This is a genomic window from Pelomonas sp. Root1217 (assembly GCF_001425705.1).
Taxonomy (GTDB): Bacteria; Pseudomonadota; Gammaproteobacteria; order Burkholderiales; family Burkholderiaceae_C; genus Pelomonas.
The window spans coordinates 952,981-977,206 of record NZ_LMDC01000012.1 but is presented as its reverse complement, the minus strand read 5'-3'; the positions used below and the strand labels follow the sequence as shown (position 1 = coordinate 977,206).

20 protein-coding genes are annotated in these 24,226 nt (G+C 68.2%); 7 read left to right on the top strand and 13 right to left on the bottom strand.

The annotated features are described in order from the left end of the window. Positions 1–4 precede the first annotated feature (4 nt). From ASC95_RS13405 to ASC95_RS13395, 3 genes are all read right to left on the bottom strand, one after another. Positions 5–2,263, bottom strand: coding sequence for a M56 family metallopeptidase (locus ASC95_RS13405; RefSeq protein WP_057298170.1), 2,259 nt, complete (start codon positions 2,261–2,263; stop codon positions 5–7). Continuing rightward, complete coding sequence (locus tag ASC95_RS13400) at positions 2,260–2,658, bottom strand: BlaI/MecI/CopY family transcriptional regulator (RefSeq protein ID WP_057298169.1); 399 nt, start codon at positions 2,656–2,658, stop codon at positions 2,260–2,262. The genes ASC95_RS13405 and ASC95_RS13400 overlap by 4 nt, the downstream gene beginning before the upstream one ends. 75 nt (positions 2,659–2,733) lie before the next feature. Further along, entirely contained in the window at positions 2,734–3,216 is a 483-nt protein-coding gene (locus tag ASC95_RS13395) for a glyoxalase/bleomycin resistance/extradiol dioxygenase family protein (RefSeq protein ID WP_057298168.1), read from the bottom strand. Between the two features lie 64 nt (positions 3,217–3,280). Between ASC95_RS13395 and ASC95_RS13390 the strand changes: the two genes are divergently transcribed. Next, positions 3,281–3,736: a YciI family protein gene (locus ASC95_RS13390; RefSeq protein WP_057298167.1), complete on the top strand. Its 456-nt coding sequence runs from the start codon at positions 3,281–3,283 to the stop codon at positions 3,734–3,736. 51 nt (positions 3,737–3,787) lie between these two features. Continuing rightward, on the top strand, positions 3,788–5,608 hold the full coding sequence (locus tag ASC95_RS13385) for a DUF11 domain-containing protein (RefSeq protein WP_235537911.1): 1,821 nt from the start codon (positions 3,788–3,790) through the stop codon (positions 5,606–5,608). Between the two features lie 44 nt (positions 5,609–5,652). Here the strand turns inward: ASC95_RS13385 and ASC95_RS13380 are convergent, their stop codons facing one another. The 6 genes from ASC95_RS13380 to ASC95_RS13355 form a co-directional block, all read right to left on the bottom strand. Continuing rightward, positions 5,653–6,447: an ABC transporter substrate-binding protein gene (locus ASC95_RS13380; RefSeq protein WP_057298165.1), complete on the bottom strand. Its 795-nt coding sequence runs from the start codon at positions 6,445–6,447 to the stop codon at positions 5,653–5,655. After that, positions 6,444–7,664 (bottom strand): 6-phosphofructokinase, encoded by a 1,221-nt coding sequence (locus tag ASC95_RS13375; protein ID WP_057298164.1) that lies wholly within the window; start codon positions 7,662–7,664, stop codon positions 6,444–6,446. The genes ASC95_RS13380 and ASC95_RS13375 overlap by 4 nt, the downstream gene beginning before the upstream one ends. Before the next feature lie 46 nt (positions 7,665–7,710). Beyond that, positions 7,711–9,921: a bifunctional diguanylate cyclase/phosphodiesterase gene (locus ASC95_RS13370; RefSeq protein ID WP_057298163.1), complete on the bottom strand. Its 2,211-nt coding sequence runs from the start codon at positions 9,919–9,921 to the stop codon at positions 7,711–7,713. A 128-nt stretch (positions 9,922–10,049) separates the two neighbouring features. Continuing rightward, complete coding sequence (locus ASC95_RS13365) at positions 10,050–12,332, bottom strand: YgiQ family radical SAM protein (RefSeq protein ID WP_057298162.1); 2,283 nt, start codon at positions 12,330–12,332, stop codon at positions 10,050–10,052. A gap of 85 nt (positions 12,333–12,417) precedes the next feature. Further along, the gene (locus tag ASC95_RS13360) at positions 12,418–12,633 is read right to left on the bottom strand and encodes a cold-shock protein (protein WP_056205145.1); all 216 of its coding nucleotides are present in this window, start codon (positions 12,631–12,633) and stop codon (positions 12,418–12,420) included. 124 nt (positions 12,634–12,757) lie between these two features. Further along, positions 12,758–12,979 (bottom strand): bacterioferritin-associated ferredoxin, encoded by a 222-nt coding sequence (locus ASC95_RS13355; RefSeq protein WP_082567758.1) that lies wholly within the window; start codon positions 12,977–12,979, stop codon positions 12,758–12,760. A 106-nt stretch (positions 12,980–13,085) separates the two neighbouring features. Between ASC95_RS13355 and bfr the strand changes: the two genes are divergently transcribed. Next, positions 13,086–13,562: a bacterioferritin gene (bfr, locus tag ASC95_RS13350; protein ID WP_057298161.1), complete on the top strand. Its 477-nt coding sequence runs from the start codon at positions 13,086–13,088 to the stop codon at positions 13,560–13,562. 51 nt (positions 13,563–13,613) lie between these two features. On the opposite strand, the gene ASC95_RS13345 is transcribed toward bfr, so the two are convergent. From ASC95_RS13345 to ASC95_RS13335, 3 genes are read right to left on the bottom strand one after another with little or no spacing between them, the layout of a single operon-like run. Continuing rightward, positions 13,614–14,087 (bottom strand): DUF1854 domain-containing protein, encoded by a 474-nt coding sequence (locus ASC95_RS13345; RefSeq protein WP_057298160.1) that lies wholly within the window; start codon positions 14,085–14,087, stop codon positions 13,614–13,616. Beyond that, positions 14,088–14,582: a RidA family protein gene (locus ASC95_RS13340; protein WP_057298159.1), complete on the bottom strand. Its 495-nt coding sequence runs from the start codon at positions 14,580–14,582 to the stop codon at positions 14,088–14,090. Further along, positions 14,575–16,758 carry an ABC transporter ATP-binding protein gene (locus tag ASC95_RS13335; protein WP_235537910.1) on the bottom strand — a complete coding sequence of 728 codons (2,184 nt, stop codon included), beginning with the start codon at positions 16,756–16,758 and terminating at the stop codon, positions 14,575–14,577. The genes ASC95_RS13340 and ASC95_RS13335 overlap by 8 nt, the downstream gene beginning before the upstream one ends. Positions 16,759–16,922: 164 nt before the next feature. On the opposite strand from ASC95_RS13335, the gene cphA (ASC95_RS13330) reads away from it, so the two are divergent. Beyond that, complete coding sequence (gene cphA, locus ASC95_RS13330; protein WP_057298157.1) at positions 16,923–19,097, top strand: cyanophycin synthetase; 2,175 nt, start codon at positions 16,923–16,925, stop codon at positions 19,095–19,097. A 14-nt stretch (positions 19,098–19,111) separates the two neighbouring features. After that, positions 19,112–21,685, top strand: coding sequence for a cyanophycin synthetase (gene cphA, locus ASC95_RS13325; protein ID WP_057298156.1), 2,574 nt, complete (start codon positions 19,112–19,114; stop codon positions 21,683–21,685). An 85-nt stretch (positions 21,686–21,770) separates the two neighbouring features. Here the strand turns inward: cphA (ASC95_RS13325) and ASC95_RS13320 are convergent, their stop codons facing one another. Further along, positions 21,771–22,475, bottom strand: coding sequence for an ABC transporter substrate-binding protein (locus ASC95_RS13320; protein ID WP_057298155.1), 705 nt, complete (start codon positions 22,473–22,475; stop codon positions 21,771–21,773). 200 nt (positions 22,476–22,675) lie between these two features. Here ASC95_RS13320 and ASC95_RS13315 point away from each other — a divergent pair, with 200 nt between their 5' ends. Both ASC95_RS13315 and ASC95_RS13310 read left to right on the top strand, forming a co-directional pair. Then, on the top strand, positions 22,676–23,149 hold the full coding sequence (locus tag ASC95_RS13315) for a group 1 truncated hemoglobin (protein WP_057298154.1): 474 nt from the start codon (positions 22,676–22,678) through the stop codon (positions 23,147–23,149). After that, positions 23,146–24,165, top strand: a complete 1,020-nt coding sequence (locus ASC95_RS13310) for an MBL fold metallo-hydrolase (protein ID WP_057298153.1) — start codon at positions 23,146–23,148, stop codon at positions 24,163–24,165. Before ASC95_RS13315 ends, ASC95_RS13310 begins: the two co-directional genes overlap by 4 nt. Positions 24,166–24,226 lie beyond the last annotated feature (61 nt).

The window sequence follows — 24,226 nt, the reverse complement described above, 5'->3', positions numbered from 1 at the left end:
GGCGTCAGCCCAGCCGATCCAACGCGTTCTCGATCTGGCCGCGTTCGTGGTCTCCCAGGCCGCGGCCGGCACGGCGCACGCGCTCAACCAAGCTCGCATCGACCGGCTTGGCCTGGCCCAGCTTCTCGGCCACGCGCAACAGCACCTGCAGTCGCTCGAAGCCGCCGTCCATGCTCTCGGCGCTGGCCAGCACGCGCTCCAGGCCCGCGGCCGCCAGCTTGGGCCGGTCCAGCAGGCGGTTCAAGGCCTCGCGACGCTCGAAGCCGCCCGAGATGCCGCCGGCAGCCCGGGCATAGGCCTCGACCAGCTCGGCCTCGTCGCCCTGCATGCGTTGCGCGACGGCGCCCAGGGCCTCGCGCTTCTCGAAATCACTCTGGATGCGAGCCGCCGCCCGCACAGCGGCCGCGAGCACAGCGGGTTGGGGCGTGGCAGACACCTGGTTGTCGATGGCCGTGCGCAGTTCGAAGTCGCTGCCGATACGGCCCAGCGCATCGGTCCAGGCCGCGAGCACGGCGGGGCTGTCGAGCAGCTTGGGAGCCAGCGTGCCCAACGCCTCGCGGCGGTCGAAGTCGCCATCGATGCCGGCCGCGGCGGCCAGCCAAGCCAGCTGCTGGGTTTCGGCCAGCGGCTGCCGGGCGATGGCGCTCAAGGCCTCACGACGCTCGAAGGCGCCCTGCAGGCTCGTCGAGGCGGCGATGAGGCGGTCCAGCGCCGTCGCGGGCAGCGGCGCGTCGAGTTGCAGTGCGGCCTCGATGCGGCGGCGGCGCTGGAAGTCCTCCCGGGCATGCGCGATATCGGCGAGCACGGCATCGATGCCGCCATTGGCGAACAGCTTGCGGGCCCGCACCTGCGGGTCGGTCAGATCCTCAGCCATGCGCCGCACGGCCTTGGCCCACCACTGGCGGCCGGCCTCGTCAAAAGGCAGGCTCTCGTTGCCGACCCGGTATTCACGCTCGATGCGTCCTTCGCCCATGGACTTCAGCACCATCTCGCGCGTCAGCCCGCCCTCGCGTTCCTTCACGATCAGGGTGCCCGTCAGCGTCTGCACCTCGTCCTCGGCGTCGTTGAAGGCCACCTTGCCGTCCAGCGTCACCGCGAAGCTGCCGCCCGGATAGCGGCTGTAGATGCGCGTGCCGCGCACCGAGAAGGACATGCTGTCGCCCAGGCCACCGAGGTCGAAGCGATCCAGCAGATTGCGCCCATCGGTGTGGCTGACGACGACGGCCGGCATCGCAACCAGAGCGGCCAGGATCACGGCCACCAGGCCCCAGCGCACGCCACGGCGCTCGCGGGGCGCGTCGTCATCGCTTTTCAGCAGGCGACGCACCCGGGCGAACAACGGCGAGCCGGCGCTGGCGGCGCCACAGGCCAGGGCCGGGCCATGATTGCGACCCTGAGCCTTCAGCGCCTCGGCGCACCGCAGCAGGCTTTGCGCCAGGGCCAGGCGTTGGCCCGCCGGCGCGGCGGCCGCGGCATCGCAGGCCAGCTCGGCCAGCAGGTCCAGGCGCCGCAGTGCGACGCGGTTCAGCAGCTGCGGCCACAGCAGGGTTTTCATGACGGCGGCGAGCAGGCGCCAGGCGGGGTCGCGGCGGCGCAGATGAGCCAGTTCATGGCCGAGCACGGCACGCGCCTCGTCGTCGGGCAGGTCAAGGCACCAGGCGGGCAGGCAGAGTACGCGGCCCGGCGCCAGCAGCGGGCTGGCCCAGTTGGCCTGGGCATGGCGCAATGAGGGCAGGGGCAGGTGCATGTCGGCAGCGAGGCGCACGGCCAGGGTTCGCCAACGCGTGTCGGCCAGCTCGGGCAGGCGGCGCACGGTGCGGCGCAGCCAGGCCCACTGCAGGGCCAGGCCCAACAGCAGCAACACGGCGCCTGCCAGCCACAGCGCCATGAAGCCGATGGCGACGTCATGAGCCTGCGGCGCCAGGGGCGTCGTGAGTGGCAAGGCGCCGAGCTGGGCGCTGGGCCGCACGGCGGCGGGCGCCTCGACGAGGATGGGCCCGACATCGGCGGGCACCGGCGCGGCCTCCTGCATGACGACAGCGGGCCGCGCGGCACCGGCCGGCGCCGTCTGAGGCAACGTGGCCAGCATCGGCAGGCTGGCGCTGACGAGGCCACCCAGCAGGGCCAGGCGCCACAGCGTTTCCTGAGTCGATGTGGCCAGGCGGGCCAGCCCGCCGAAACGCTCGGCCGCCCACAGCGCACCGATCAACAGGCTGCTATGCAGCAGATAGCTGCACAGCCAGGTCAATATCAAATCGGTCATCGCGCATCTCCCTTGCGTTGCTTGAGCAGCGCCTGCAGCTCGGCCAGCTCCTTGGCGTCCACACCCCGCGCATCCAGCAGATGGCTGACGAGGGCACTGGCGCGGCCCGCGAACAGGCTGTCGACGAGGCTGCCGACCATGGAGCGCTGCACGTCGGCCTGGGTGACGAGGGGCTGGTAGAGCAGCGCCCGGCCTTCGCGGCGGCTGCTGAGCAGGCCGCGCTTTTCCAGGCGCGTCAGCAGCGTCGCCACCGTCGTGTGTGCGAGGTCACGCTCGCCGCGCAGCGCCTCGGCCACGTCGGCGGTGCTCGCCTCGCCGCGCGCCCACAGCACGCGCATCAGGCTGAGCTGCAGCTCGCTCAGCGACACGTCCCCGCTGCCGGTGTCTTCGTCCATGGGCATCTTCTACAGTTGTCGTACTACAAATGTAGAAGGTCCGAAGCGATTCCAGCAAGTGTCTTTTGGCAGGGGTCAGGCCGCCGGGTGGCCAGGTGGGTTGCGCAGCCGCTGGCTGAACCACCAAAGGTGGCCGTCGGGATCGACACAGCCATAGCTGCGGTCGCTCCAGTAGTCGGCGCCGTAGTCGTTGTTGGTCAGCTCGTAGGTCACGTGAGCGCCGGCGGCGCGCGCCTGCGCGCAATGGGCGTCGACATCGTCAACGTAGAGGAACAGCGTCTGCGTGTTGACGCCCCCCGCGGCCTTGGGCGCGCGGCCCACCACGCCGAAGCGCGCCTCCCGCGTGGCGCTGCCCTCGGACACCATGATGAGAGCTTCGCCGTAGCGCAGCTCGCTGTGCTCGACGCTGCCATCCGCCGCGTCGACGATGATTTCGACGGTGAAGCTGAAGGCCTTCTGATACCAGGCGATGGCCTCGCGGGCGTTGTCGCAATAGAGGGCCGGCGACAGGCGCGGCCAGCCGGGTGGGGTGGGTTTGGCGAAACCAAGGGTTTTCATCGCGGTCTCCGCGGGGCTGGGGTGCGGTTCAATCCTCGCACCCCGACTCCCGAGCCGCCACACCATGAACCGCATCACCCACTGCGCCTTGGCCCTGCTCTGTGCCTTCAGCGCCCATGCCCAGGAAGCGGCCCCTGCCTACGACGCCGGCAAGGCTCAGGCGTGGGGCGCCAATGAACAGGGACTGCGTTCCTACACCTTCGTGCTGCTGAAGACCGGCCCGAAGCCCATGCCCGCCGGCCCGGCGCGCGACGAGATGTTCAAGGGTCATTTCGCCAACATGACCCGACTGGCCAAGGAAGGCCTGCTCGTGTACGCCGGCCCTTTCGACGGCGTGGACGGCTGGCGCGGCCTGTTCATCTTCGCGACGTCCGACATGGAGGTGGCCCGCAAGGCCGTGGAGACCGATCCCGTCATCGCAAGCGGCGAGATGGTGGCCGAGCTGCACAAGCACTTCGGCTCGGCAGCGTTGCTGGCGGTGAACGAGTGGCATCCGAAGCTGATCAAGCCCAAGCCCTGAAGTCTCCTCAAAACTCATCCGTTAATCTCCCATATCAGGGAGAAAAACAGGATGCGACGAGTAGTAGCGAGGCTGGCCTGCACGGTGGTTTTTGGCGTGAGCGGTTGTGGGGGCGGTGGCGGAAACACCGACACCCCCAAGCCCGCTGCGCAGTTGGGGATCAGCGCAACGGCCGACGACAGCAGCCGCGCACCCAGCGGTGTGGTCCATGTGCACCGCGTGGAACTGCGCAATACGGGCAATGCCAGCGCACGCGCGGTGGTCGTCTCAGTCATGCCCGACGCCCAGGCGTTGCAGTTGCCGCTGAGCTGCGAATCGGCCGGCTGTGTGTCGCGCAGCGATGGCGGCGTCGAGATCGCCGAGATCGCGGCCGGCAGTGCCGTTGTGCTGCGCCAGAGCCTGCGCATCAAGCCTGGTTACCGCGGTGCGGTGCGCAATGACTGGGAGGCCGGCGCCAACGGCAGCAGCGTGAAGTGGCGTCAGGAGCTCACGGCCTACGCCGCCGATGTGGCCGTCACAGTCGGCGACGCCACGGGCACCATCCAGGCGCGCGGCTATGAGGTGACGCTGACCAACCAGGGGCCGGACGAGGCGGTCGATGTGAGCTGGGATCTGCTCACGCTGCCGGGCCAGGTCTGGCGCGTCGTCAGCTGTATTGCGAGCACGGGCACGAGCTGTCCGACCACGCTGGGCGAGGCGATGAAGATTGCTCGCCTGCCCGCGAACGCCAGCTTGCGGCTGCAGGTGGAGGTCGATGAATCGGTATCCGCACGGTTGGGCGGGATTGCCAGCCGCGCTGACACCGCTGGCGATCCCGAGCCGAGCAACAACGAAGCCACGGTGGCCCAGAGCGCCGCCGAGCATCTCTTCATGACCGACCTGGAAGGGCGCCACTACCGGCTGAGCATCGGCGTCACTGGCCCGCTGCGCGCCACGGCCAAGGACGTCGACTACCGCGCTCCGTTCGTCGTTGACGTGACCGGCGCCGGTTTTCTGGGGGACGGCAGCGCCAACCCGCTGTGGAGCCGCGGCCTCGTGAACTTCTGGGGGCCAGTCATGGTGCTGGGTCTCGACATCGGCGGTGTGCGCAAGCCTTATCTGGCGCCGCGCCAGCGGGTCGTTCAGTTGAGCGAGCTGGAAGGCTTCAGCTTCAATGTGCTGGGCTCGCGCGCCGATGCCAGCGGCAAGCCGCAGGACGCCTACGTCGGCTCCGCCCGCTTCAAGGACGGCGCCTTCGAACTGTGTCTGCCCGACGCGCCCACCGCTGTCGAGCAATGCCCAGCCACGCGACTGAACCGGTTCGAGGCGGCGATGGTCGGCAGCGAGATCGAACTGGTGTCCAAGGACAGGGTGATGCGGCTGAGCGCAGCACGCAGCGCGGATGGCCCCGTTCTCATCTCGTCAACCCGCGACCCCTCGACCGGCGCCAGCGCGTTCTGGGTGGCGTTGCCCAACGGGTCGCGCGGTCCGTTTGGAAGCGGTGACCTGGCGATGCATGAAGCCACATTTGAGAGCCTCAGCGGTCAATCCATGACTGTGATGGGCGAGGTCAACGCCGACGCAGCCGGCGCTCCCCGTATCTCGGCAACGCCACGAGGACTCCCCAACATCGTTCTGCAAGTCCTCAACACCGGCGGCCCACTCGGCGTTTGCGGCCTGACGGCCCAACTCAGCGCCAGCTCCCAACCGGGCCTGTTCCAGGGCACGCTGCAAGGCGACTGGCTGCCAGGCACTTACAAGGACGGCCAATTCATCAAGGAGAGGGCCTGCTTTGCCGGCCCCGTTCACCATGCGCAGACCACGGAGCTCGCTGTTTTCGTCGGCGCCCGCGGCGGTGACCTGATGGGCCGCTGGATGTTCGTCGGCAATTGATCAAACGCAAGCCGCCACCGTGGGGGCACGGCCCGGGAAGGCATTCAGCGCATCGCTTTGGCCGGCACGGCGCTGCAAGCCGGACTCGGCACCAGTTCGGGCGCGAGCAGCAGGGCCGCCGCAGGCGAAGCGCACATGTCGGCCAGCATGGCCATGAAGGCGTTCGCCTGCGCGGCGCTGACCCGCTTGCGCACGAGGCCGATGCGGTAGGTGTCCGTGTGAGCGACACCCGCCTCCCGCAGCCCCGTCAGGTGCGAGCGGTCTGCCAGATGCCAGGCCACGTCACGGTTGATCAGCGCGACGCCGTCTTCGCCGTAACGACCGGCCAGCAGCTTGCGCAGCACCGTCGTGTTGTCGGGCTCGACGACCATGGTGTTGGGGTTGGCGGCGACGATGTCCTGGAGCACGGTCGCCGTGCCCGAGGGCCCGAACACGCCGATGATCCGCTGGGTACCCAGACTGGCCGGATCACGGTAGAAGAAGTCCTGCTCGGCGCGCGTAAAGAAGACCATCTGCACGCCGACGACGGGCTGGCTCAGGTGGTAGACCTGGCGCCGCTGCGCAATGTCCAGCAGCGGGAAGCTGCCCTCGGCCTCGCCGCGCTCGACGGCCGCCTGGGCGCGACGCCAGGGCAGCACTTCGACCGAGCATTTCCAGCCCAGGCGCGAACAACTCTCCATCACCAGACGAACCAAGGGGCCGCGGGCCTGCTGGCCATCGCGGTCCACGTAGGGCGGGAAGTCCTGACTCACGAAGCGCAGCGTGACCTCCGCCGCCGACGTCGGCGCGGCCATCGCCAGCGCCAGCCAGAACACCAGCCGCGTGAAGATCGGTCTCACGGCTCGCGCCGCAGCACCTTCTCCACCGGGTTCGGCCGCAGCCGGAACGCATCCGGCATGCCCGAGCCCAGCAGCGGGCGCAGGTACAGGCGAAAGGCGTCGGTCACGTCGGTGCCGCTCGCGGTGATGAATTCGTCTTCCATCGTGCGCGTCTTGCCGGCCACGGCGGTCAGTGGCAGCAGTTCGTAGTCGACCGCGTAGGTGCCGGTGCGCTTGATGGCCACCGAACCGTCGCGGTTGCCATGGAAGGCGTATTGCACGGCTTTCTCGCCGACTTCTCTGGCCTCGCGCTGGTCCACGTCGGACACGCAGCCGAGAAAGCTGCGCTGCAGATAGCCGAAGGTATCGCCGCGCACACGCTTGATACCGAGCTTGGCCTTGATCTCCTCGCACAGCAGGTCGGCGAGAGCGCCGGTGCCGCTGAGCTGCACATTGCCATGCGCGTCGCGCTCCAGGTCACCGGCCAGCTTGGACAGCATGGGCGTGCCAGCCGCATCGTGGATGCCCTCGCTGACGGCGATGACGCAGCGGCCGAAGCGCTCGTAGGTGGCCTTCACGTCGCGCAGGAATTGCTCGTTGTCGAAATGCCGCTCGGGCAGATAGATGAGGTGGGGGCCGTCATCGTCGAACTTCTTGCCGAGTGCAGCGGCGGCGGTAAGGAAGCCGGCGTGGCGGCCCATGACGACGCCGACGTAGACGCCTGGCAGCGCCGCGTTGTCCAGATTGGCGCCGGCAAAGGCCTGGGCGACGAAGCGCGCGGCCGACGCATAGCCCGGCGTGTGATCGTTGCCCACCAGGTCGTTGTCAATGGTCTTGGGGATGTGGATGCAGCGCAGCGGGTAGCCCGCCGCGTGCGCCTCTTCCGAGACGATGCGCACGGTGTCCGACGAGTCGTTGCCGCCGATGTAGAAGAAGTGCGTGATGCCGTGCGCCTGCAGCACCGTGAAGATCTCGCGGCAGTAGGCGGCATCGGGCTTGTCGCGCGTGGAGCCCAGCGCCGACGCGGGCGTGTTGGCGACCAGCTCCAGGTTGTGGCTGGTCTCCTGCGTGAGGTCGACGAAGTCCTCGTTGACGATGCCCCGCACGCCATGGCGGGCGCCGTAGACCTTGCCCACGCCGGCCTGGCGCCGCGCCTCGAGCACGACACCGACAAGGCTCTGGTTGATGACCGCGGTGGGGCCGCCACCTTGGGCGACGAGGATCTTCGCGAGACTCATGAACGCTCCTGGCTGTCGTCAATCGACGGCGCGGAGTTTAGGGGCCTCAGCGGTTCATCCAAACTTCAAGTTGGTCCGCGGGCATGGGCCGGGCGAACAGCCAGCCTTGACCCTCATGGCAGCCCAGGCCAATCAGGTACTGGCGCTGCTCCTCGGTCTCGATGCCTTCGGCGATGACGGTCAGGCCCAGGCCGCGGCCGAGGTTGATGACCATCTGGGCGATGGTCGAGCCCGCCGATGAGGCTTGGGCCTCCTGCACGAAGGCGCGGTCGATCTTGAGGCGGTCGACCTGCAGCTGGCGCAGCTGGCTCAGCGAAGAGAAGCCGGTGCCGAAGTCGTCGATGGCGACGCTGAAACCCAGGCGCTTGATGTCGGCCAGCACGCGCAGCACGAGGTCGGCATCCTCCATGGCCATGGACTCGGTGATCTCGAGCTCGATGTTCTGGCCGGCGACGCCGCAGTCCTGCAGCGCGCGGCCCAGCATGTCGATGAAGCCGGGATGCCGGAACTGGGCCATGGACACGTTGACGGCCATGCGGAAGTCGGCATGGCCCAGGGCCTGCATCTTCTTCAGCTGCGCGCAGGACGTGCGCATGACGAACTCGCCGATGGGAATGATGAGGCCGCTCTGCTCGGCCAGCGGAATGAACTGGTCGGGTGGGATGAAACGACCATCCAGCGTCTTCCAGCGCAGCAGGGCCTCGGCGCCGACGATGCGGCTGCTGCTCAGCTCGACCTGGGGCTGGTAGACGACGAAGAGCTGGCTTTCCTCAAAGCCGGTGCGCAGGCCCTTGAGCAGCTTGAAGCGCTCGCGCGCGTCGCTGCCCATGGCGGCAGAGAAGTACTGAGATGAGCCGCGCTGCTGTTGCTTGGCGCGCTTGAGCGCGATCTGGGCATCGAGCAGCAGCTCGGAGCCGACGGCCTTGGATTCGCCCAGGCGCACGAGGCCCGTCGTGGCCGACAGCTGCAGCCGCTCGCCGGCCACGACGAAGGGGTCGGCGAAGACGCCGTTGACGGTCTCGGGGCAGACCTTGGCATGCTCGCCCAGCACGCCGAAAGTGTCGGCACCGACGCGGGCCATCGCGGTGTTCAGGCCCAGCACATCGCTCATGCGGTGCACGACAGCCTGCAGCACCTGGTCGCCGAAGTGGTGACCGAAGGCATCGTTGATGTCGGAGAAGTCGTCGATGTCGATCAGCGCGAGCGTGACGCCGGATGGGTCCTTCAGGTTCTTGTCGAGCAGCTCGACGAAGCGGTTGCGGTTGGGCAGGCGCAGCAGCGGATCGTTGTAGGCCTGGTCCAGCAGCTGGCTGTACAGCACCACGTTCTCGAAGCCGACCGAGATGTTGGAGCAGAAGGCCCGCAACAGCTGCTGGTCGAGCTCGTCGAGCTCACGGCCGACATCCACAAGCGCCGCCATCGCGCGCCCCTTGCCCATGCCGAAGTACAGGACCGTGCCGTCGTCGTAGAGGTTGCGCTCCTGTTGCAGGCAGCGCTCCAGGCGGTCCCGCACGGTGGCGATCTTGACCTGGGCCAGGGGCCGGTCGATGAGGCCGCTGTACTGGCCGGCGGCTGCGACGATGCGGACTTCGTCGCCCGTCTCGCCGCTGACCTGGGCACAGACCAGGCCCTCGGGCAGGATGCCGAGCAGGGCGCAGAGCTGGGTGACGACGCCTTCGGCAAAACGGCTGAGCCCGCGCATGCGCGACAGCGACGTGCTGCTCTCGACGATCATCTCCAGGCCGCGGCGGTTGGCCTCCAGCGCGCAGATCTGGCGGTAGGAGCGCACCGCGGCCGTCAGCACCGTGTACAGCCGCGTGCGGGTCAGCTCCGACTTGGTCTTGTAGTCGTTGATGTCATAGGCCTGCACCGTCTCGATTTCGGGCGCGTAGCCGGGCTGGCCGGTGCGCAGCACGATGCGCACGGCGTTCAGGCACAGCTCGTCACGGATGTGACGCACCAGCTGCAGGCCGGCATCTTCGCTCTCCATGACGACATCCAGCAGCACGACGGCGAGGTCGTCCTCGCTGCCCAGCAACTGGCGGGCCTGGGCGGCGGAGGAGGCGTGCAGGAAGACGAGGGGCTGGCCTTCGACGGTCAGGCCCTGCATGGCCAGTTCGGTGGCCTTGTGGACGTCGCCGTCGTCGTCGACGATGAGGATGCGCCAGGGCCGGTTCTGCGGGCGATGCTCGCTTTCAGCAGGCTCGGGGTCGTCGAGCAGCTCGAGCAGGTCATCGTCAACGGGCGTTTCTTGCATGGGGGCGAGGGCTCCGGGCTGGGGGCGCCACGGCGCAGCGGCGGCCTCTTCTCGTCATGAGGCGCAAGCGTACGGCATCCTCAAGCTGGCCGCCACGAAAAGCAGGGGCAAAAGTCCTGCGAATCGCCTCAACGTTTTGCGGGTTTGCCCGGACGCGGCGCGCTGTTACGACTTGCCCCCGTGACGCGTGGCGGCAGGCCGGTGTGCTGGGTCAAGAGCTGCCCCTTGCGCGGGGTCGCAGCTTTCATCGGCGCATTCACCGAAGCTTTTGCTGCGGGTTTGACGGCCGTGGAGTTCTTGCGCCGCGCGCTCTCGTAACTGCCGTCGGTGATGGGCTGAAAGCTCGGGATCAGGTGGTGCTTGCCATTGCCGATCAGGTCGGCCCGGCCCATGGCCTTGAGCGCCTCGCGCAGCAGCGGCCAGTTGTTGGCGTCGTGGTAGCGCAGGAAAGCCTTGTGCAGGCGGCGGCGGCGCTCGCCGCGCACGATGTCCACGCTCTCGCCGCGCGTCTCGTCGCGGCTGATACCCTTGAGCGGGTTCTTGCCCGAGTGGTACATCGCAGTGGCCGTGGCCATGGGGCTGGGGTAGAAGGTCTGCACCTGGTCGGCACGGAAGCCGTTCTTCTTCAGCCAGACGGCGAGGTTCATCATGTCCTCGTCGCTGGTGCCGGGGTGGGCGGCGATGAAGTACGGGATCAGGTACTGCTTCTTGCCGGCCGCAGCACTCGCCGCTTCGAACATCTGCTTGAAACGGTCGTAGCTGCCGATGCCCGGCTTCATCATCTTGGACAGCGGGCCGTTCTCGGTGTGCTCGGGCGCGATCTTGAGATACCCGCCCACGTGATGCGTGACCAGCTCCTTCACGTACTCGGGCGACTGCACGGCCAGGTCGTAGCGCAGGCCTGAGCCGATCAGGATCTTCTTGACGCCCGGCAGCGCACGCGCGCGGCGGTACATCTTGATCAGCGGATCGTGGCTGGTGTTCAGGTTCGGGCAGATGCCGGGGTAGACGCAGCTAGGCTTGCGGCAGGCCGCCTCGATCTCGGGGCTCTTGCAGCCGATGCGGTACATGTTGGCTGTCGGGCCGCCGAGGTCCGACACGATGCCGGTGAAGCCCTTGACCTTGTCGCGCATCTCCTCGATCTCGCGGATGACCGAGTCTTCCGAGCGGCTCTGGATGATGCGGCCCTCATGCTCGGTGATCGAGCAGAAGGTGCAGCCGCCGAAGCAGCCGCGCATGATGTTCACGCTGAAGCGGATCATTTCCCAGGCCGGGATCTTGGTCGCGCCATCGTGGCTGCCGCTGGCGTCCGCATAGCTCGGGTGCGGGCTGCGCGCATAGGGCAGGTCGAAGACGTGGTCCATCTCCGCTGTGGAGAGCGGGATGGGCGGCGGGTTGATCCAGAGGTCGCGCTCGCCATGGCGCTGCACCAGAGCGCGGGCATTGCCGGGGTTGGTCTCGAGATGCAGCACGCGGTTGGCGTGGGCGTAGAGCACCGGGTCGCTCTTGACCTGCTCATAGGCCGGCAGGCGCACCACGGTGTGATCGCGCGGCGGCATCTGGATGCGGCCGGTCTTGTGGATGGTGATGGGCTTCGCTCCATCATCATTGGACGCGCAGGCCTTGTTCTCTTCGACGATCTGGTAGGGGCTGATCAGCTCGTCGACGCGACCGGGGCGGTCCACTTCGGTCGAGTCCAGCTCGAACCAGCCCTCGGCCGTCGGGTCGCCGTCGCGACGCATGAAGGCCGTGCCACGCACGTCGGTCAGTGTCTCGATGGGCTCGCGGCGCGCCAGGCGATGGGCGATCTCGATGATGGCGCGCTCGGCATTGCCATAGACGAGCAGGTCGGCCTTGCTGTCCACCAGCACGGAGCGGCGAACCTTGTCCTGCCAGTAGTCGTAGTGGGCAATGCGGCGCAGCGAGGCCTCGATGCCGCCGATGACGATGGGCACGTCCTTGAAGGCTTCCTGGCAGCGCTGGGTGTAGACCAGGGTCGCGCGGTCGGGGCGCTTGCCGCCCTGGCCGCCGGGCGTGTAGGCGTCGTCGCTGCGGATTTTTCGATCAGCCGTGTAGCGGTTGATCATCGAATCCATGTTCCCGGCGGCGACGCCGAAGAACAGGTTGGGCTTGCCCAGGGCCTTGAAGGCGTCGGCGCTGCTCCAGTCCGGCTGGGCAATGATGCCGACGCGAAAGCCCTGCGCCTCCAGCGTGCGGCCGATCACGGCCATGCCGAAGCTGGCGTGGTCGACGTAGGCGTCGCCGGTGACGATGATGATGTCGCAGGAATCCCAGCCGAGCTGCTCCATCTCCGCCCGGCTCATGGGCAGGAAGGGTGCGGGGCCGAAACGCTTGGCCCAGAAGGGGCGGTAAGCGGTCAGGGCCTTGGGCGGGGCGGGAAGTGCGGACATAACCAGCAATTGTCGGTGTCAGACCCAGAAAGCACAAAGCCCGCGCAGGGCGCGGGCTTGACTCAACGGCCAAAGCCGTGAGGGATTACAGCGAACGGATGTTTGCTGCTTGCAGGCCCTTGGGGCCCTGCTTCACTTCGAATTCGACCTGGGCGCCTTCAGCCAACGTGCGGAAGCCGCCGTTGTTCTTGATTTCGCTGTGGTGGGCGAACAGGTCCTTGCTGCCGTCGGCCGGCGTGATGAAGCCGAAGCCCTTGCCGTCGTCAAACCATTTGACAGTGCCGGTTTGGAGGGTGCTCATGGAATTTCCTTACTGTTGTCGTGCTGCGTGGCCCGCCCCAGATCGGCTGCGGAATTCACAACGACGTTCAGGAAATCAGACCAACAAAAAGGCGCCGGAAGTCGGCGCCGGGGAGCATTCTAGTTCATGCCGCCAGGCGCGGCTTGACGATCACCATGCCGCGTGCCCGCGGAGCAGCGCCTTCGACACGGCTTTCCTCGAAAACTGCACAGGCGCAGTCCCGGCAGGCACCGCAGGCCGTCGCCACGCGCAGGTCATCCTGCAGGGCTTCGAAATTCGGGCAGCCGCTGGAGGCGGCAATCGCGATGTCGCGATCAGAGACTCGGTGGCAGACACAAACAATCATGGGTGCGAAGTCTAATGCGAATCGGTCTCATTTGCAGAAAGAGCAGTTTTGCCGTGGGGCTTTCACTGGGGATACTGCGGCTTAATTTCACGATCCGGAGCTCCCCATGAAAGGCGACCCCCAAGTCATCGCCCACCTCAACGCACAGCTGAAGCTGGAGCTGACAGCCATCAACCAATACTTCCTGCACGCCCGCATGCTGAAGAACTGGGGCCTGATGAAGATGGCCAAGCACGAATACGAGGAGTCCATCGAGGAGATGAAGCACGCCGACAAGCTCATCGAGCGCGTGCTGACGCTGGACGGCCTGCCCAACCTGCAAGACCTGGGCAAGCTCTACATCGGCGAGAACGCCGTCGAGACGATGAGCTGTGACCTGATCATCGAAAAGGCCTCGCACGTCCACCTGAAGGAAGCAGTCGCTTATTGCGAGCAGGTGCGCGACTACGTGTCCCGCGAGCTGTTCGTGCAGATCCTCGACGACACAGAGGAGCACATCGACCACCTCGAAACCCAGCTGGAACTCGTTACCACCGTCGGTGAACAGAACTATCTGCAGTCGCAGATGAGCGACGCCAGCTGAGCGCTCGCGCCCCCAACGCCAAGCCGCCTCTTGCAGGCGGCTTTTTCTTGGCTAGAGGAAGCGTTCCAGCAGCCGCTTGGAATGCTTGTCCAGCGCCCAGCGGTCCGGCACCTGCAACTGCACGCCATGGGTGGAGGTAATCAGCAGGCGGCCCTCTTCCAGGCGGCGGATGTCTTCCTCGCTCTTCAGCACGAAATCAACCTCGCCACGGTCGGTCTCGATGCGCCAGGTGCTGGGCGTGGCAAAGGTGTTGACCGAAATCAGGCGCTTGAGCGTCGGATGGAATTCGCGGGCGGCCAGCTCGGCCTCCAGCAACCGGCGCGGCCCTTCGGGCAGGGCTGATAGGCGCTCCACCCAGGCTAACTCATGGCCATGCGAGCCGACCAGGGACAGGCCCTCGTCCGGCGCCGAGATCGGGTGGGCACGCACCGGCGTGACGCCGACATGGCTGTCGCCGTTCAGGTCGGTCAGCAGCAGCCGGCCGAGGGCGTCCAGATGCAGGTCGCGGAAAGGCAGTGAGGACATTCAGGACTCCGCGGAGGTCGCGATCAGGTCGAGTTCGACCGCCGCGTTCTTGGGCAGCTGCAGCACGCCGACCGAGGTGCGTGTGTGAGCGCCGGCCGTGCCCAGCACGCGCCAGACCAGGTCGGAGGCACCGTCGGCCACTTCACTGTGCTGGGTGAAGCCGGCGTCGCAATGCACGAAGACGGTCATCCTGACCACGGCCTGCAACCGATTCAGGCTGCCAAGCTCCTGGCGCAGCAAAGTCAGCGCCCGCAGCACGCAGATGGCCGCGGCACGCTTGGCGCGCTCCAGGCTGACCTCGGCGCCGACGACGCCAGCCACCGCGATGTGGTCGCCGATGCGCGGGATCTGGCCACTCAGGTAGAGGGTTCGGCCGTCACGCACCAGCGGGCTGTAGCGCCCACCAATCTGCAGGGGAACGGTGGGGTCGAAGCCATGTTCCGCGCTGGCGGCGTCCAGCTCGCGGTCACGGTCGTGCAGGGCGGTATCAAGCATCGGTGGTGTGGGCGCTGGGGTTGGGGGCGACGACGTGTTCCTCCAGGTCTTCCTGGTCCACGCGGCGGACCTGAGCTTCCCAGAGGCGCCAATAGTGGCCCTGGCGGGAGATCAGCTCGTCATGCGGCCCCAGCTCGACGATCTCGCCGCGGTCCATGACGACGAGGCGGTCGGCCTTGCGCAGGGTCGACAGGCGGTGGGCGATGGCGATGGTGGTGCGGCCCTTGACGAGATTGTCCAGCGCGCGCTGGATCTCCTTCTCGGTCTCGGTGTCCACGGCTGAGGTCGCTTCGTCGAGGATGAGGATGGCCGGATCGATCAGCAGCGCGCGGGCGATGGAGATGCGCTGGCGTTCGCCGCCCGACAGGCCCTGGCCGCGCTCGCCGACGAGGCTGTCATAACCATGCGGCAACCGCAGGATGAACTCGTGAGCATGCGCGGCGCGCGCGGCGGCGACGATCTCGTCGCGCGTGGCCTCGGGCTTGCCGTAGGCGATGTTCTCGGCGATGGTGCCGAAGAACAGGAAGGGCTCCTGCAGCACGAGGCCGATGTGGCGGCGGTAATCGGTCACCCTGATGCGCCGCAGGTCCACGCCATCGACCTTGATGGCGCCCTCGGTCACGTCATAGAAGCGGCAGATCAGGTTGACCAGCGTGCTCTTGCCCGAGCCGCTGTGGCCCACCAGGCCCACCATCTCGCCGGGGCGGATGTCGAGGTTGAGGTTGCGGATGACCGAGCGCGAACCGTAGCGGAAGTCCAGGCTCTGCATGGAGATCGCGCCGGTCACGTTCTCGAAGGGCTGAGGGTTGACCGGGTCGGGCACGTTGGAGACGTGGTCGAGGATGTCGAAGATGCGCTTGGAGCCCGCCGCGGCCTTTTGCGTCACGGAGACGATGCGGCTCATCGAATCCAGCCGGCCATAGAAGCGGCCGATGTAGGCCAGGAAGGCGGTCAGCGTGCCGACCGTGATGCTTTGATGCGAGATCAGCCAGATGCCCACGCCCCAGACGACGAGCAGGCCCATTTCGGTCAGCAGCGAGACCGTGGGCCCGAACAGGCTCCAGGTCTTGTTGAGGCGGTCGTTCACGACCAGGTTCTTGGCGTTGGCCTCCCGAAAGCGCTGCGCCTCGCGCCTCTCCTGGGCAAAGGCCTTGACGACGCGGATGCCCGGGATGGTGTCGGCCAGGATGTTGGTGACCTCGCCCCAGACGCGGTCGATCTTCTCGAAGCCGGTGCGCAGCCGGTCTCGCACCAGATGAATCATCCAGGCGATGAAGGGCAGCGGTACCAGCGTGGCCAGCGCCAGGCCGGGGTGGATGTTGAACAGGATCGCCGAGATCATCAGGAGCATCAGCACATCGGTGATGAAGTCCAGCGCATGCAGGCTCAGGAACACGCTGATGCGGTCGGTCTCGGAGCCGATGCGCGCCATCAGGTCGCCGGTGCGCTTGTTGCCGAAGTATTCGAGCGACAGGCCGAGCAGATGGTCGAAGGTCGCCGTGCGCAGATCGGCGGCAATGCGCTCGGACACCAGCGCCAGCAGATAGGTCTTGGCCCAGCCCAGCAACCACGAGAACAACGCCGCACCCAGCAGGCCACCCAGCAGCGACCCGACCAGCCTGGTGTCGATCGACTGGCCGTTCTGGAACGGGATCAGCACCCTGTCCATCAGCGGCATGCTCAGGTAAGGCGCCACCAGGGTTGCGCCAATCGAGCCGAGCATGAGCGAGAAGCCCAGCAAGAGCTGGCCCCGGTAGGGCCGCGCAAAGCGCCACAGCCGCAGCAGCACCCATGTGCTCGGTGGTTTGCTGGCCTCGCCGAAATCGAAGGCCGAGTCCTCGCCGTCATCGGCCTCTTCGAGCACGACATGGCCTGACAGGCGCTGCACCTCGCGGCTGAAGGCGTCGGCAAAGCGCACCGCCACCGGATTGCAGGCCAGCGTGAAACGCCAGCGGGCCAAGCGCCGGTCGGCGTCGAACAGCTCCATGAAGGCCAGGCCGCCATGGTCGCTGAGCTTGAGGCTCAAGCCCGGCACCAGCGTGTGTTCTGCCCAACTGGCGCTGGTGGGATCGAGGGCCAGCAGGCGTGAATTCGTCAGCGCGATCAGCCCTTGCGCGAAGTGGCCCTGGGCATCCAGGTCAACCTCCAGCAGGGCCACCACGTTCTCGCCAGCCATGAGTCGCCCCTGAAGGACGGCTGTTTGGGGATGAAGCACTGCAGCGGAGGGAAGGTCTTGCATGTTGTTGTTGGCTCTTACGGGCTGCGGCGATTCTCCGCCATGAGTTCAGCGCACAATTCCACGCGATTGCACCGCGCACAACCCCTTACTCGATACGCTCCATGAGCCAGAAGAACGACATCCGCCTGCTGCGCATCAACTACCTGCGCGGGCCCAATATGTGGACCTACCGGCCGGTGCTGGAGGTCTGGCTGGACCTCGGCGAGCTGGAAGACCACCCCAGTCATCTATTGCCGGGCTTCAACGAGCGCCTGACGGCCGCCCTGCCCAACCTCGTCGAGCACCACTGCGGCGTCGGTGAACGCGGCGGCTTCCTGGAGCGGCTGACCGAAGGCACCTGGTGCGGCCATGTGCTGGAGCACATCGTCATCGAGCTGCTCAACCTGGCCGGCATGCCGACCGGCTTCGGCCAGACGCGCTCCACCAGCCAGCGCGGCGTCTACCGCATGGTGTTCCGGGCGCGTGACGAGCAGGTCGCCCGCGCGGCCCTGGCCGAGGGTCACGCCTTGATCATGGCCGTCATCAACGACCAGCCCTTCGACGCGTCCGCCGCGGTGGCCCGCGTGCGCGACAAGCTGGACGACTGCTACCTGGGTCCCTCCACGGCGGCCATCGTCGCCGCGGCCACGGACCGCCGCATCCCCCACATCCGCCTGAACGACGGCAACCTGGTGCAGCTCGGCCACGGCGCGCGCCAGCGCCGCATCTGGACGGCCGAGACCGACATGACCAGCGCCATTGCCGAAGGCATTGCCAGCGACAAGGACCTGACCAAGACGCTGCTGAAGGCCGTGGGCGTGCCCGTGCCGGAAGGCCAGGAGGTCAAGACCGCCGCCGAGGCCTGGGCCGCCGCGCAGGACCTCGGGCTGCCGGTCGTCGTCAAGCCCAGCGACGGCAACCATGGCCGCGGCGTCTCCCTGGATATCGCGACCGAGGCCGACTGCGAGGCCGCCTTCGCGCTGGCGGCCCGCCACGGCTCCTCGGTGCTCGTGGAGCGCTACATCCCCGGCAACGAGCACCGCGTGCTCGTCGTCGGCGGCCAGGTGGTGGCGGCCGCGCGCGGCGAAGCCGCCTGGGTGCACGGCGACGGCCGCCAGACCGTGGAGCAACTGGTCGAAAGCCAGATCAACACCGATCCGCGCCGCGGCCTGAGCGAGGACTTCCCGCTCAACCGCATCCGCGTGCACGAAGACACCGCCCTGCTGCTCGACCTGCAACGCCAGGGCATGTCGCCCGAGGCCGTGCCCGCGGCCGGCAAGGCCGTGCTGATCCAGCGCAATGGCAACGTGTCCATCGACTGCACGCCCGAGGTCCACCCCGAGGTGGCGCATGCCGTGTCGCTGGCCGCCCGCACCGTGGGCCTGGACATCGCCGGCGTCGACCTCGTCACCGAGGACATCTCCAAGCCGCTGTCCGAGACCGGCGGCGCCATCGTCGAAGTGAACGCCGGCCCGGGTCTGCTGATGCACCTCAAACCCGCGGGCGGCGCGCCGCAGCCCGTCGGCCAGGCCATCATCGACCACCTCTTCGCCGAGGACGAGACCGGCCGCATTCCCATCGTCGGCGTGGCCGGCTCGCGCGGCGGGCGCCAGATCACGCGCCTGGTCGCCTGGCTGCTGCACCTGAACGGCCGCCATGTCGGCCTGGCCTGCCGCGACGGCCTGTTCCTGGGCACGCGCCGCGTCGAGAAGCGCGACAGCGCCCGCTGGGACGCCGCCCACCGCCTCCTGATGAACCGCGGCGTCAACGCCGTCGTCATCGAGAACGATGCCACCTCCATCCTGCGCGATGGCCTGGCCTATGACCGCGCCGCCGTCGGCGTCGTCACCGACATGGACGGCATAGACGCGCTGGCGGAGTTCGACGTGCAGGACATCGACCAGCTCTACAAGGTGCTGCGCACCCAGGTCGACGTCGTGCTCAGCGACGGCGCCAGCGTGCTCAATGCCGCCCACCCGCGCCTGGTGGACATGGCCGAGCTGAGCGACGGCGAGGTGGTCTTCTACGCAGAGGACGGCGGCCTCGAGGCCCTGCAGCACCACCGCGACCGCGGCGGGCGCGCCGTCTTCCTGCGCGGCGGCGCCGCCGTACTGGCCCATGGCCCGGCCGAGACGCCGGGCGCCAACATCGAGGCCCTGCTGCGCCGCTTCGGCGACCAGGCCGTCGATGCCTCGACGCTGCTCGCCGCCGTCGCCGCCGCCTGGGCCCTGGGCATCTCGCCCGAGCTGATCGCCGCCGGGCTCGACACCTTCGTGCCCAACCTGCACCTCGCCTGAAAAGAACACGACTCATGGACGTTTCCCGCACCCGCGCGCTGCGCGGCCCGAACATGTGGAGCCGCCACACGGCCATCGAAGCCGTCGTGCATTGCAACGAGTCCGAGCGCTCGCTCGAGCGCCTGCCCGGCTTCGAGCCGCGGCTGCGCCAGCTCTTTCCCACCGTCGGCGAGCTGCGCCGCGACGCCTCGCTGGCCCAGGTGCTCGAGCAGGCCACGCTGGCCCTGCAGGCCCAGGCCGGCTGCCCGGTGACCTTCAGCCAGACCCATGTCACGCCCGAGTCCGGCACCTACCAGATCGTCATCGAGTACAGCGAGGAAGATGTCGGCCGGCTGGCCTTCGAGCAGGCGCTCAAGCTGGTGCTGGCCGCGCTGAATGGTGGTGAATTCGACGCCGACGCCGTCATCGGGCAACTGCGCGAGCTGGACGAGGACATCCGCCTCGGCCCTTCGACCGGCTCCATCGTCAATGCGGCCCTGGCGCGCGGCATTCCCTACCGCCGCCTCACGCAAGGCAGCCTGGTGCAGTTCGGCTGGGGCGCCAAGCAGCGCCGCATCTGGGCCGCCGAGGTCGACGCGACCAGCGCCGTTTCCGAATCCATCGCCCAGGACAAGGACCTGTGCAAGCGCCTGCTGCAGGCCGCCGGCGTGCCGGTGCCCATCGGCCGGCCGGTCGACTCGGTGGACGATGCCTGGGCCGTGGCCCAGGAGATCGGCCTGCCCGTCGTCGTCAAACCGCAGGACGGCAACCAGGGCAAGGGCGTGACCGTCAACGTGACGACACGCCTGGGGCTCGAGGCCGCTTACAAGGCGGCCGACGAGATCGGCCCCGTCATGGTCGAGAAGTTCCTGCCTGGCTCCGACTACCGGCTGCTCGTCATCGGCGACAAGCTGATCGCCGCCGCGCGACGCGATCCGCCGCATGTCATCGGCGACGGCGTGCACACGGTCAAGCAGTTGGTCGACAAGGTCAATGCCGACCCGCGCCGCGGTGACGGCCATGCGACCTCGCTGACCAAGATCCGCTTCGACGACATCGCCGTCGCGCGCCTGACCCAGCAGGGCCTGGCGCCCGAGTCGGTGCCGGAGAAGGGCCAGCGGGTCATCCTGCGCAACAACGCCAACCTGTCCACCGGCGGCACCGCCACCGACGTGACGGACGACGTCCACCCGGAGGTGGCCGCGCGCGCCATTGCCGCGGCCCAGGTCGTCGGCCTGCACGTCTGCGGTGTTGACGTCGTCGCCGAGAACGTGCTGCGGCCGCTCGAAGAGATCAGCGGCGGCATCGTCGAGGTCAACGCGGCACCGGGCCTGCGCATGCACCTGAGCCCGAGCTATGGCAAGGGCCGCAATGTCGGCGAGGGCATCGTCGGCCATCTGTTCGGCACCGGCAACAAATCGGGCGGCATGGCCGAGGACGGCCGCATCCCCGTCGTCGCCGTCACCGGCACGAATGGCAAGACCACCGTCACGCGGCTGATCGCGCACTTGTTCGCCAGCTGCGGCCTCAAGGTCGGCATGACCAACACCGACGGTGTCTACGTCGATGGCCGCCAGATCGACAGCGGCGACTGCTCCGGCCCCAAAAGCGCCCGCAATGTGTTGATGCACCCCGACGTCGAGGCCGCCGTGCTGGAGACCGCCCGCGGCGGCATCCTGCGTGAAGGCCTGGGCTTCGACCGCTGCCAGGTCGCCGTGGTCACCAACGTCGGCGCGGGCGACCACCTCGGCATGAACTTCCTGCACACGGCGGAGGACCTGGTACTGGTCAAGCGCGTCATCGTGCAGAACGTGGCACCCAACGGCTATGCGGTGCTGAACGCCACCGACCCGCTGACGGCCAGCATGAGCTCGGTCTGCCCCGGCCAGGTCATCTATTTCGCCGCCGACCGCCACCACCCGGTGATGGCCACCCACCGCGCGCAGGGCAAGCGCTGCGTCTACGTGGACGGCGACCAACTCGTCGCGGCGCAGGGCGTCTGGCGCGAGAGCATCCCGCTGCGCGACATCCCGCTGACGCGGGGCGGCCTGATCGGCTTCCAGGTCGAGAACGCGATGGCTTCGGTGGCCGCGGCCTGGGCTGTGGGCCTGGACTGGGACACCATCCGCCGCGGCGTGGCCAGCTTCGCCAATGACGCCGACAACGCGCCGGGCCGCTTCAACGTCATGGACTACCGCGGCGCCACCGTTATCGCCGACTACGGCCACAACGGCGACGCGATGAAGGCCCTGGTCGGCGCCGTCGCGGCATTGCCGGCCAAGACCCGCAGCGTCGTCATCAGCGGCGCCGGCGACCGCCGCGACGAGGACATCCGCGTGCAGACCGAGATCCTCGGTGGCGCCTTCGACGAAGTCATCCTTTACGAAGACGCCTGCCAGCGCGGCCGAGCAGCCGGCGAGGTCGTGGCCCTGCTGCGTGCCGGGCTGGAAGGCGCGTCTCGCACCCGGCATATCGAAGAGATCGTCGGCGAGTTCACGGCCATCGACCGCGCACTGGAGCGCCTGCAGCCGGGCGATCTCTGCCTGGTGCTGGTGGATCAGGTGGAAGAAGCGCTGGCCCATCTGGCCCAGCGCATTGCCGCAGGCTGAGCCCGGACACAGGGCGTCCAGTGGACGGCCTGTGCCTGGCGAAGGGCCAAGCCGCTGGCTTGGCGCGGCCTGCAAGGCTGAGGGTTCAGCGGTACCTGGCCAGCAGGCGATTCAGTTCGCCTTCGCCGACCAGACCCTGGATGGCGGTGTTCAACGCCGCCAGGCCCACCGGGCTGCTCGGAGACAACGCGCACTGGGCCAGCACTTCCGACACGACCAGCGGCGGATGCAGCGGTAGCTTGAAGTGGCCGATGCGCTGCTGGTACTCCAGCACGCGCCGGCCGGTCAACGCATGGCGGATGCGGCCGAGTTCGAGTTTCTGCAGATTGGCCACCGCATCGGGCGCGTCGTCGCGCAGGAAGCCTGATCGCAGTGCGTCCGCCATCTCCGGATAGACATAGCCGCGCACCGTGCCGATGGGCTGCCCTGTCAACGCTGTCAACGAGGCCGGTGGCGGCACCGCGGCGGCACTGATGAGCAGGGCCTGGTCGGGCAGGAAGGGCCGGCTCCAAGCGAAGGCACCGGGCAGCCAGTCGCTCTGGTAGTCGCACAGCAGGTCGCCCTCGCCGCGCTGCAGGGCCTCGGCCAGGCGCTTGCGCGGTGTCGGGCGGGCCACCAGGTCGCGGCCCAGGCGCCGCGCCAGGGCCTGGCCGATGTCCAGGTTCAGGCCTTCGATGACGCGGTCGCCCTCGATGCGGGCATGCGGCATCAGCGCGCTGGTCTCCACCAGCATCACCAGCGGCCGGGCAGGGTCGGCACCGGCAAGCGGGCACAGCAGCAGCGCGGCCATGCCGCCCACGCTCCTTCGCATCCAACACCGCCGCGTCCCGCCCATGGGGCCGCATCATGCCGTGCCCGCGAATCCGGGGCGAGCGCAAGGGTGCCTAGCCGGCCGGCGGACCGTGACCGGCGCACGAATACCCGCCGACCCGGCGCGCCACGGCCAGGGCCCCATCGCTAGACTCGCCGGTCACCTGCCACGCCCGCCCGATGAAGTCCCGACTGTCCTTCGCCACCCTCACCCTGGCCTTGATCCTGGCCGTGCCGTTGGCCCATGCCCAGACGCAGGCCAGCACGGTACGCCCCGGCGTGGCACCGATTCCCCACGATGACCTGCTCTACCAGCAGCTCGGCGGCCAGGAAGCCATCCAGCGCTTCACCAACGATTTCTACGACGCCTTGCTGGAGGACGCGCGCATCGCGCGCTTCTTCGACGGCATCAACATGAAGCACCTCAAGCGCGTGCTGGCGGATTACTTCTGCGTCGTTGCCGGCGGCCCCTGCGTCTATGACGGCGTGGGCATGAAGGACGCGCACGCCCACCTGGGCATTGGCAAGGGCGACTTCAACACCCTGGTCGAGCACCTGCAGCGCGCCATGGACAGGGCCAACGTGCCCTTCGGCGTACAGAACCAGTTGCTGGCCCGCATGGCCTTCTCCCACCGCGACATCGTGACGAAGTGAAGCTCCCGCCTCATCACCGCAACGGCGGCTTCCAGAACAACCACGGCGACTTCGAGCCCAAGTCGCTGGCGGACGTGATCCGCTGGCGCTGGAACGCCTCGCGCCGCGGCCTGCCGCCGCGCCCGACCGAACCCATCCCGACGCAACCGGCCGATCTCGGCTTCATCCGCGCCAACCACGGCGCTGCGCAGCAGCCGGCGGTGACCTGGATCGGCCACGCCACCGTGTTGGCCCAATTGGGCGGCCTGAACCTGCTGACCGACCCGGTCTTTTCCGAGCGCGCCTCGCCGCTGTCATTTGCCGGCCCGAAGCGCGAGCAGCCGCCAGGGCTGACGCTGGCACAGCTGCCGCACATCGACGCCGTCCTGGTCTCGCACAACCATTACGACCACCTCGACCTGGCCTCGGTGCGCGCCCTCGCCCACCAGCCCGGCGGCAGCCCGCTCTTCGTCGCGCCGCTGGGCCTCAAGGCCTGGTTCCAGGCGCGCGGCATCGAGCGCGTCGTGGAACTGGACTGGTGGCAGGCGGAGCGCCTCGCCGGCGTAGATATCGTGCTGGTCCCGGCCCAGCACTGGTCGGCGCGTGGACTGAACGACCGCATGAAGACGCTGTGGGGCGGCTTCGCCGTGTTCGCACCGGACTGCCAGCTCTTCTTCGCCGGCGACACCGGCTATTCACGCGACTTCGCCGACATCCGCGAGCGCTTCGCCGAGCGCCAGCAGCCTCATCAAGGCGGCAGCTTCGACATCGCGCTGATCCCCATCGGCGCCTACGAGCCGCGCTGGTTCATGCAGAGCCAGCATGTCAATGTCGAGGAAGCGCTGAAGATCCACGCCGACCTGGGCGCCAAGCGCTCGCTGGGCGTGCACTGGGGCACCTTCGAGCTGACCGACGAGGCGCTGGACGAGCCGCCCCGCCAGCTGACCCGCCAGCGCGCCGACCTGGGTCTGTGCGAGGACGAGTTCTTCACGCTCGCCATCGGCGAGACCCGACGCCTGCCGCCGCGCCGGGTCTGACACCGGGCCGGCCTTCGTTCCGACAGAGCAAGGCGGATGCCGAGGCTAGTCTGACGCCGCC

Excerpts from the sequence above, each read along its gene's own strand:
- ASC95_RS13370 (WP_057298163.1), bottom strand. The coding sequence starts at position 9,921 with ATGCAAGAAACGCCCGTTGACGATGACCTGCTCGAGCTGCTCGACGAC.
- ASC95_RS13405 (WP_057298170.1), bottom strand. The coding sequence starts at position 2,263 with ATGACCGATTTGATATTGACCTGGCTGTGCAGCTATCTGCTGCATAGC.
- ASC95_RS13315 (WP_057298154.1), top strand. The coding sequence starts at position 22,676 with ATGAAGTCCCGACTGTCCTTCGCCACCCTCACCCTGGCCTTGATCCTG.
- ASC95_RS13385 (WP_235537911.1), top strand. The coding sequence starts at position 3,788 with ATGCGACGAGTAGTAGCGAGGCTGGCCTGCACGGTGGTTTTTGGCGTG.
- ASC95_RS13355 (WP_082567758.1), bottom strand. The coding sequence starts at position 12,979 with ATGATTGTTTGTGTCTGCCACCGAGTCTCTGATCGCGACATCGCGATT.
- ASC95_RS13395 (WP_057298168.1), bottom strand. The coding sequence starts at position 3,216 with ATGAAAACCCTTGGTTTCGCCAAACCCACCCCACCCGGCTGGCCGCGC.
- ASC95_RS13335 (WP_235537910.1), bottom strand. The coding sequence starts at position 16,758 with ATGGCTGGCGAGAACGTGGTGGCCCTGCTGGAGGTTGACCTGGATGCC.
- ASC95_RS13400 (WP_057298169.1), bottom strand. The coding sequence starts at position 2,658 with ATGGACGAAGACACCGGCAGCGGGGACGTGTCGCTGAGCGAGCTGCAG.
- ASC95_RS13365 (WP_057298162.1), bottom strand. The coding sequence starts at position 12,332 with ATGTCCGCACTTCCCGCCCCGCCCAAGGCCCTGACCGCTTACCGCCCC.
- ASC95_RS13390 (WP_057298167.1), top strand. The coding sequence starts at position 3,281 with ATGAACCGCATCACCCACTGCGCCTTGGCCCTGCTCTGTGCCTTCAGC.
- cphA (WP_057298156.1), top strand. The coding sequence starts at position 19,112 with ATGGACGTTTCCCGCACCCGCGCGCTGCGCGGCCCGAACATGTGGAGC.
- ASC95_RS13340 (WP_057298159.1), bottom strand. The coding sequence starts at position 14,582 with ATGCTTGATACCGCCCTGCACGACCGTGACCGCGAGCTGGACGCCGCC.
- bfr (WP_057298161.1), top strand. The coding sequence starts at position 13,086 with ATGAAAGGCGACCCCCAAGTCATCGCCCACCTCAACGCACAGCTGAAG.
- ASC95_RS13360 (WP_056205145.1), bottom strand. The coding sequence starts at position 12,633 with ATGAGCACCCTCCAAACCGGCACTGTCAAATGGTTTGACGACGGCAAG.
- ASC95_RS13345 (WP_057298160.1), bottom strand. The coding sequence starts at position 14,087 with ATGTCCTCACTGCCTTTCCGCGACCTGCATCTGGACGCCCTCGGCCGG.
- cphA (WP_057298157.1), top strand. The coding sequence starts at position 16,923 with ATGAGCCAGAAGAACGACATCCGCCTGCTGCGCATCAACTACCTGCGC.
- ASC95_RS13320 (WP_057298155.1), bottom strand. The coding sequence starts at position 22,475 with ATGGCCGCGCTGCTGCTGTGCCCGCTTGCCGGTGCCGACCCTGCCCGG.
- ASC95_RS13375 (WP_057298164.1), bottom strand. The coding sequence starts at position 7,664 with ATGAGTCTCGCGAAGATCCTCGTCGCCCAAGGTGGCGGCCCCACCGCG.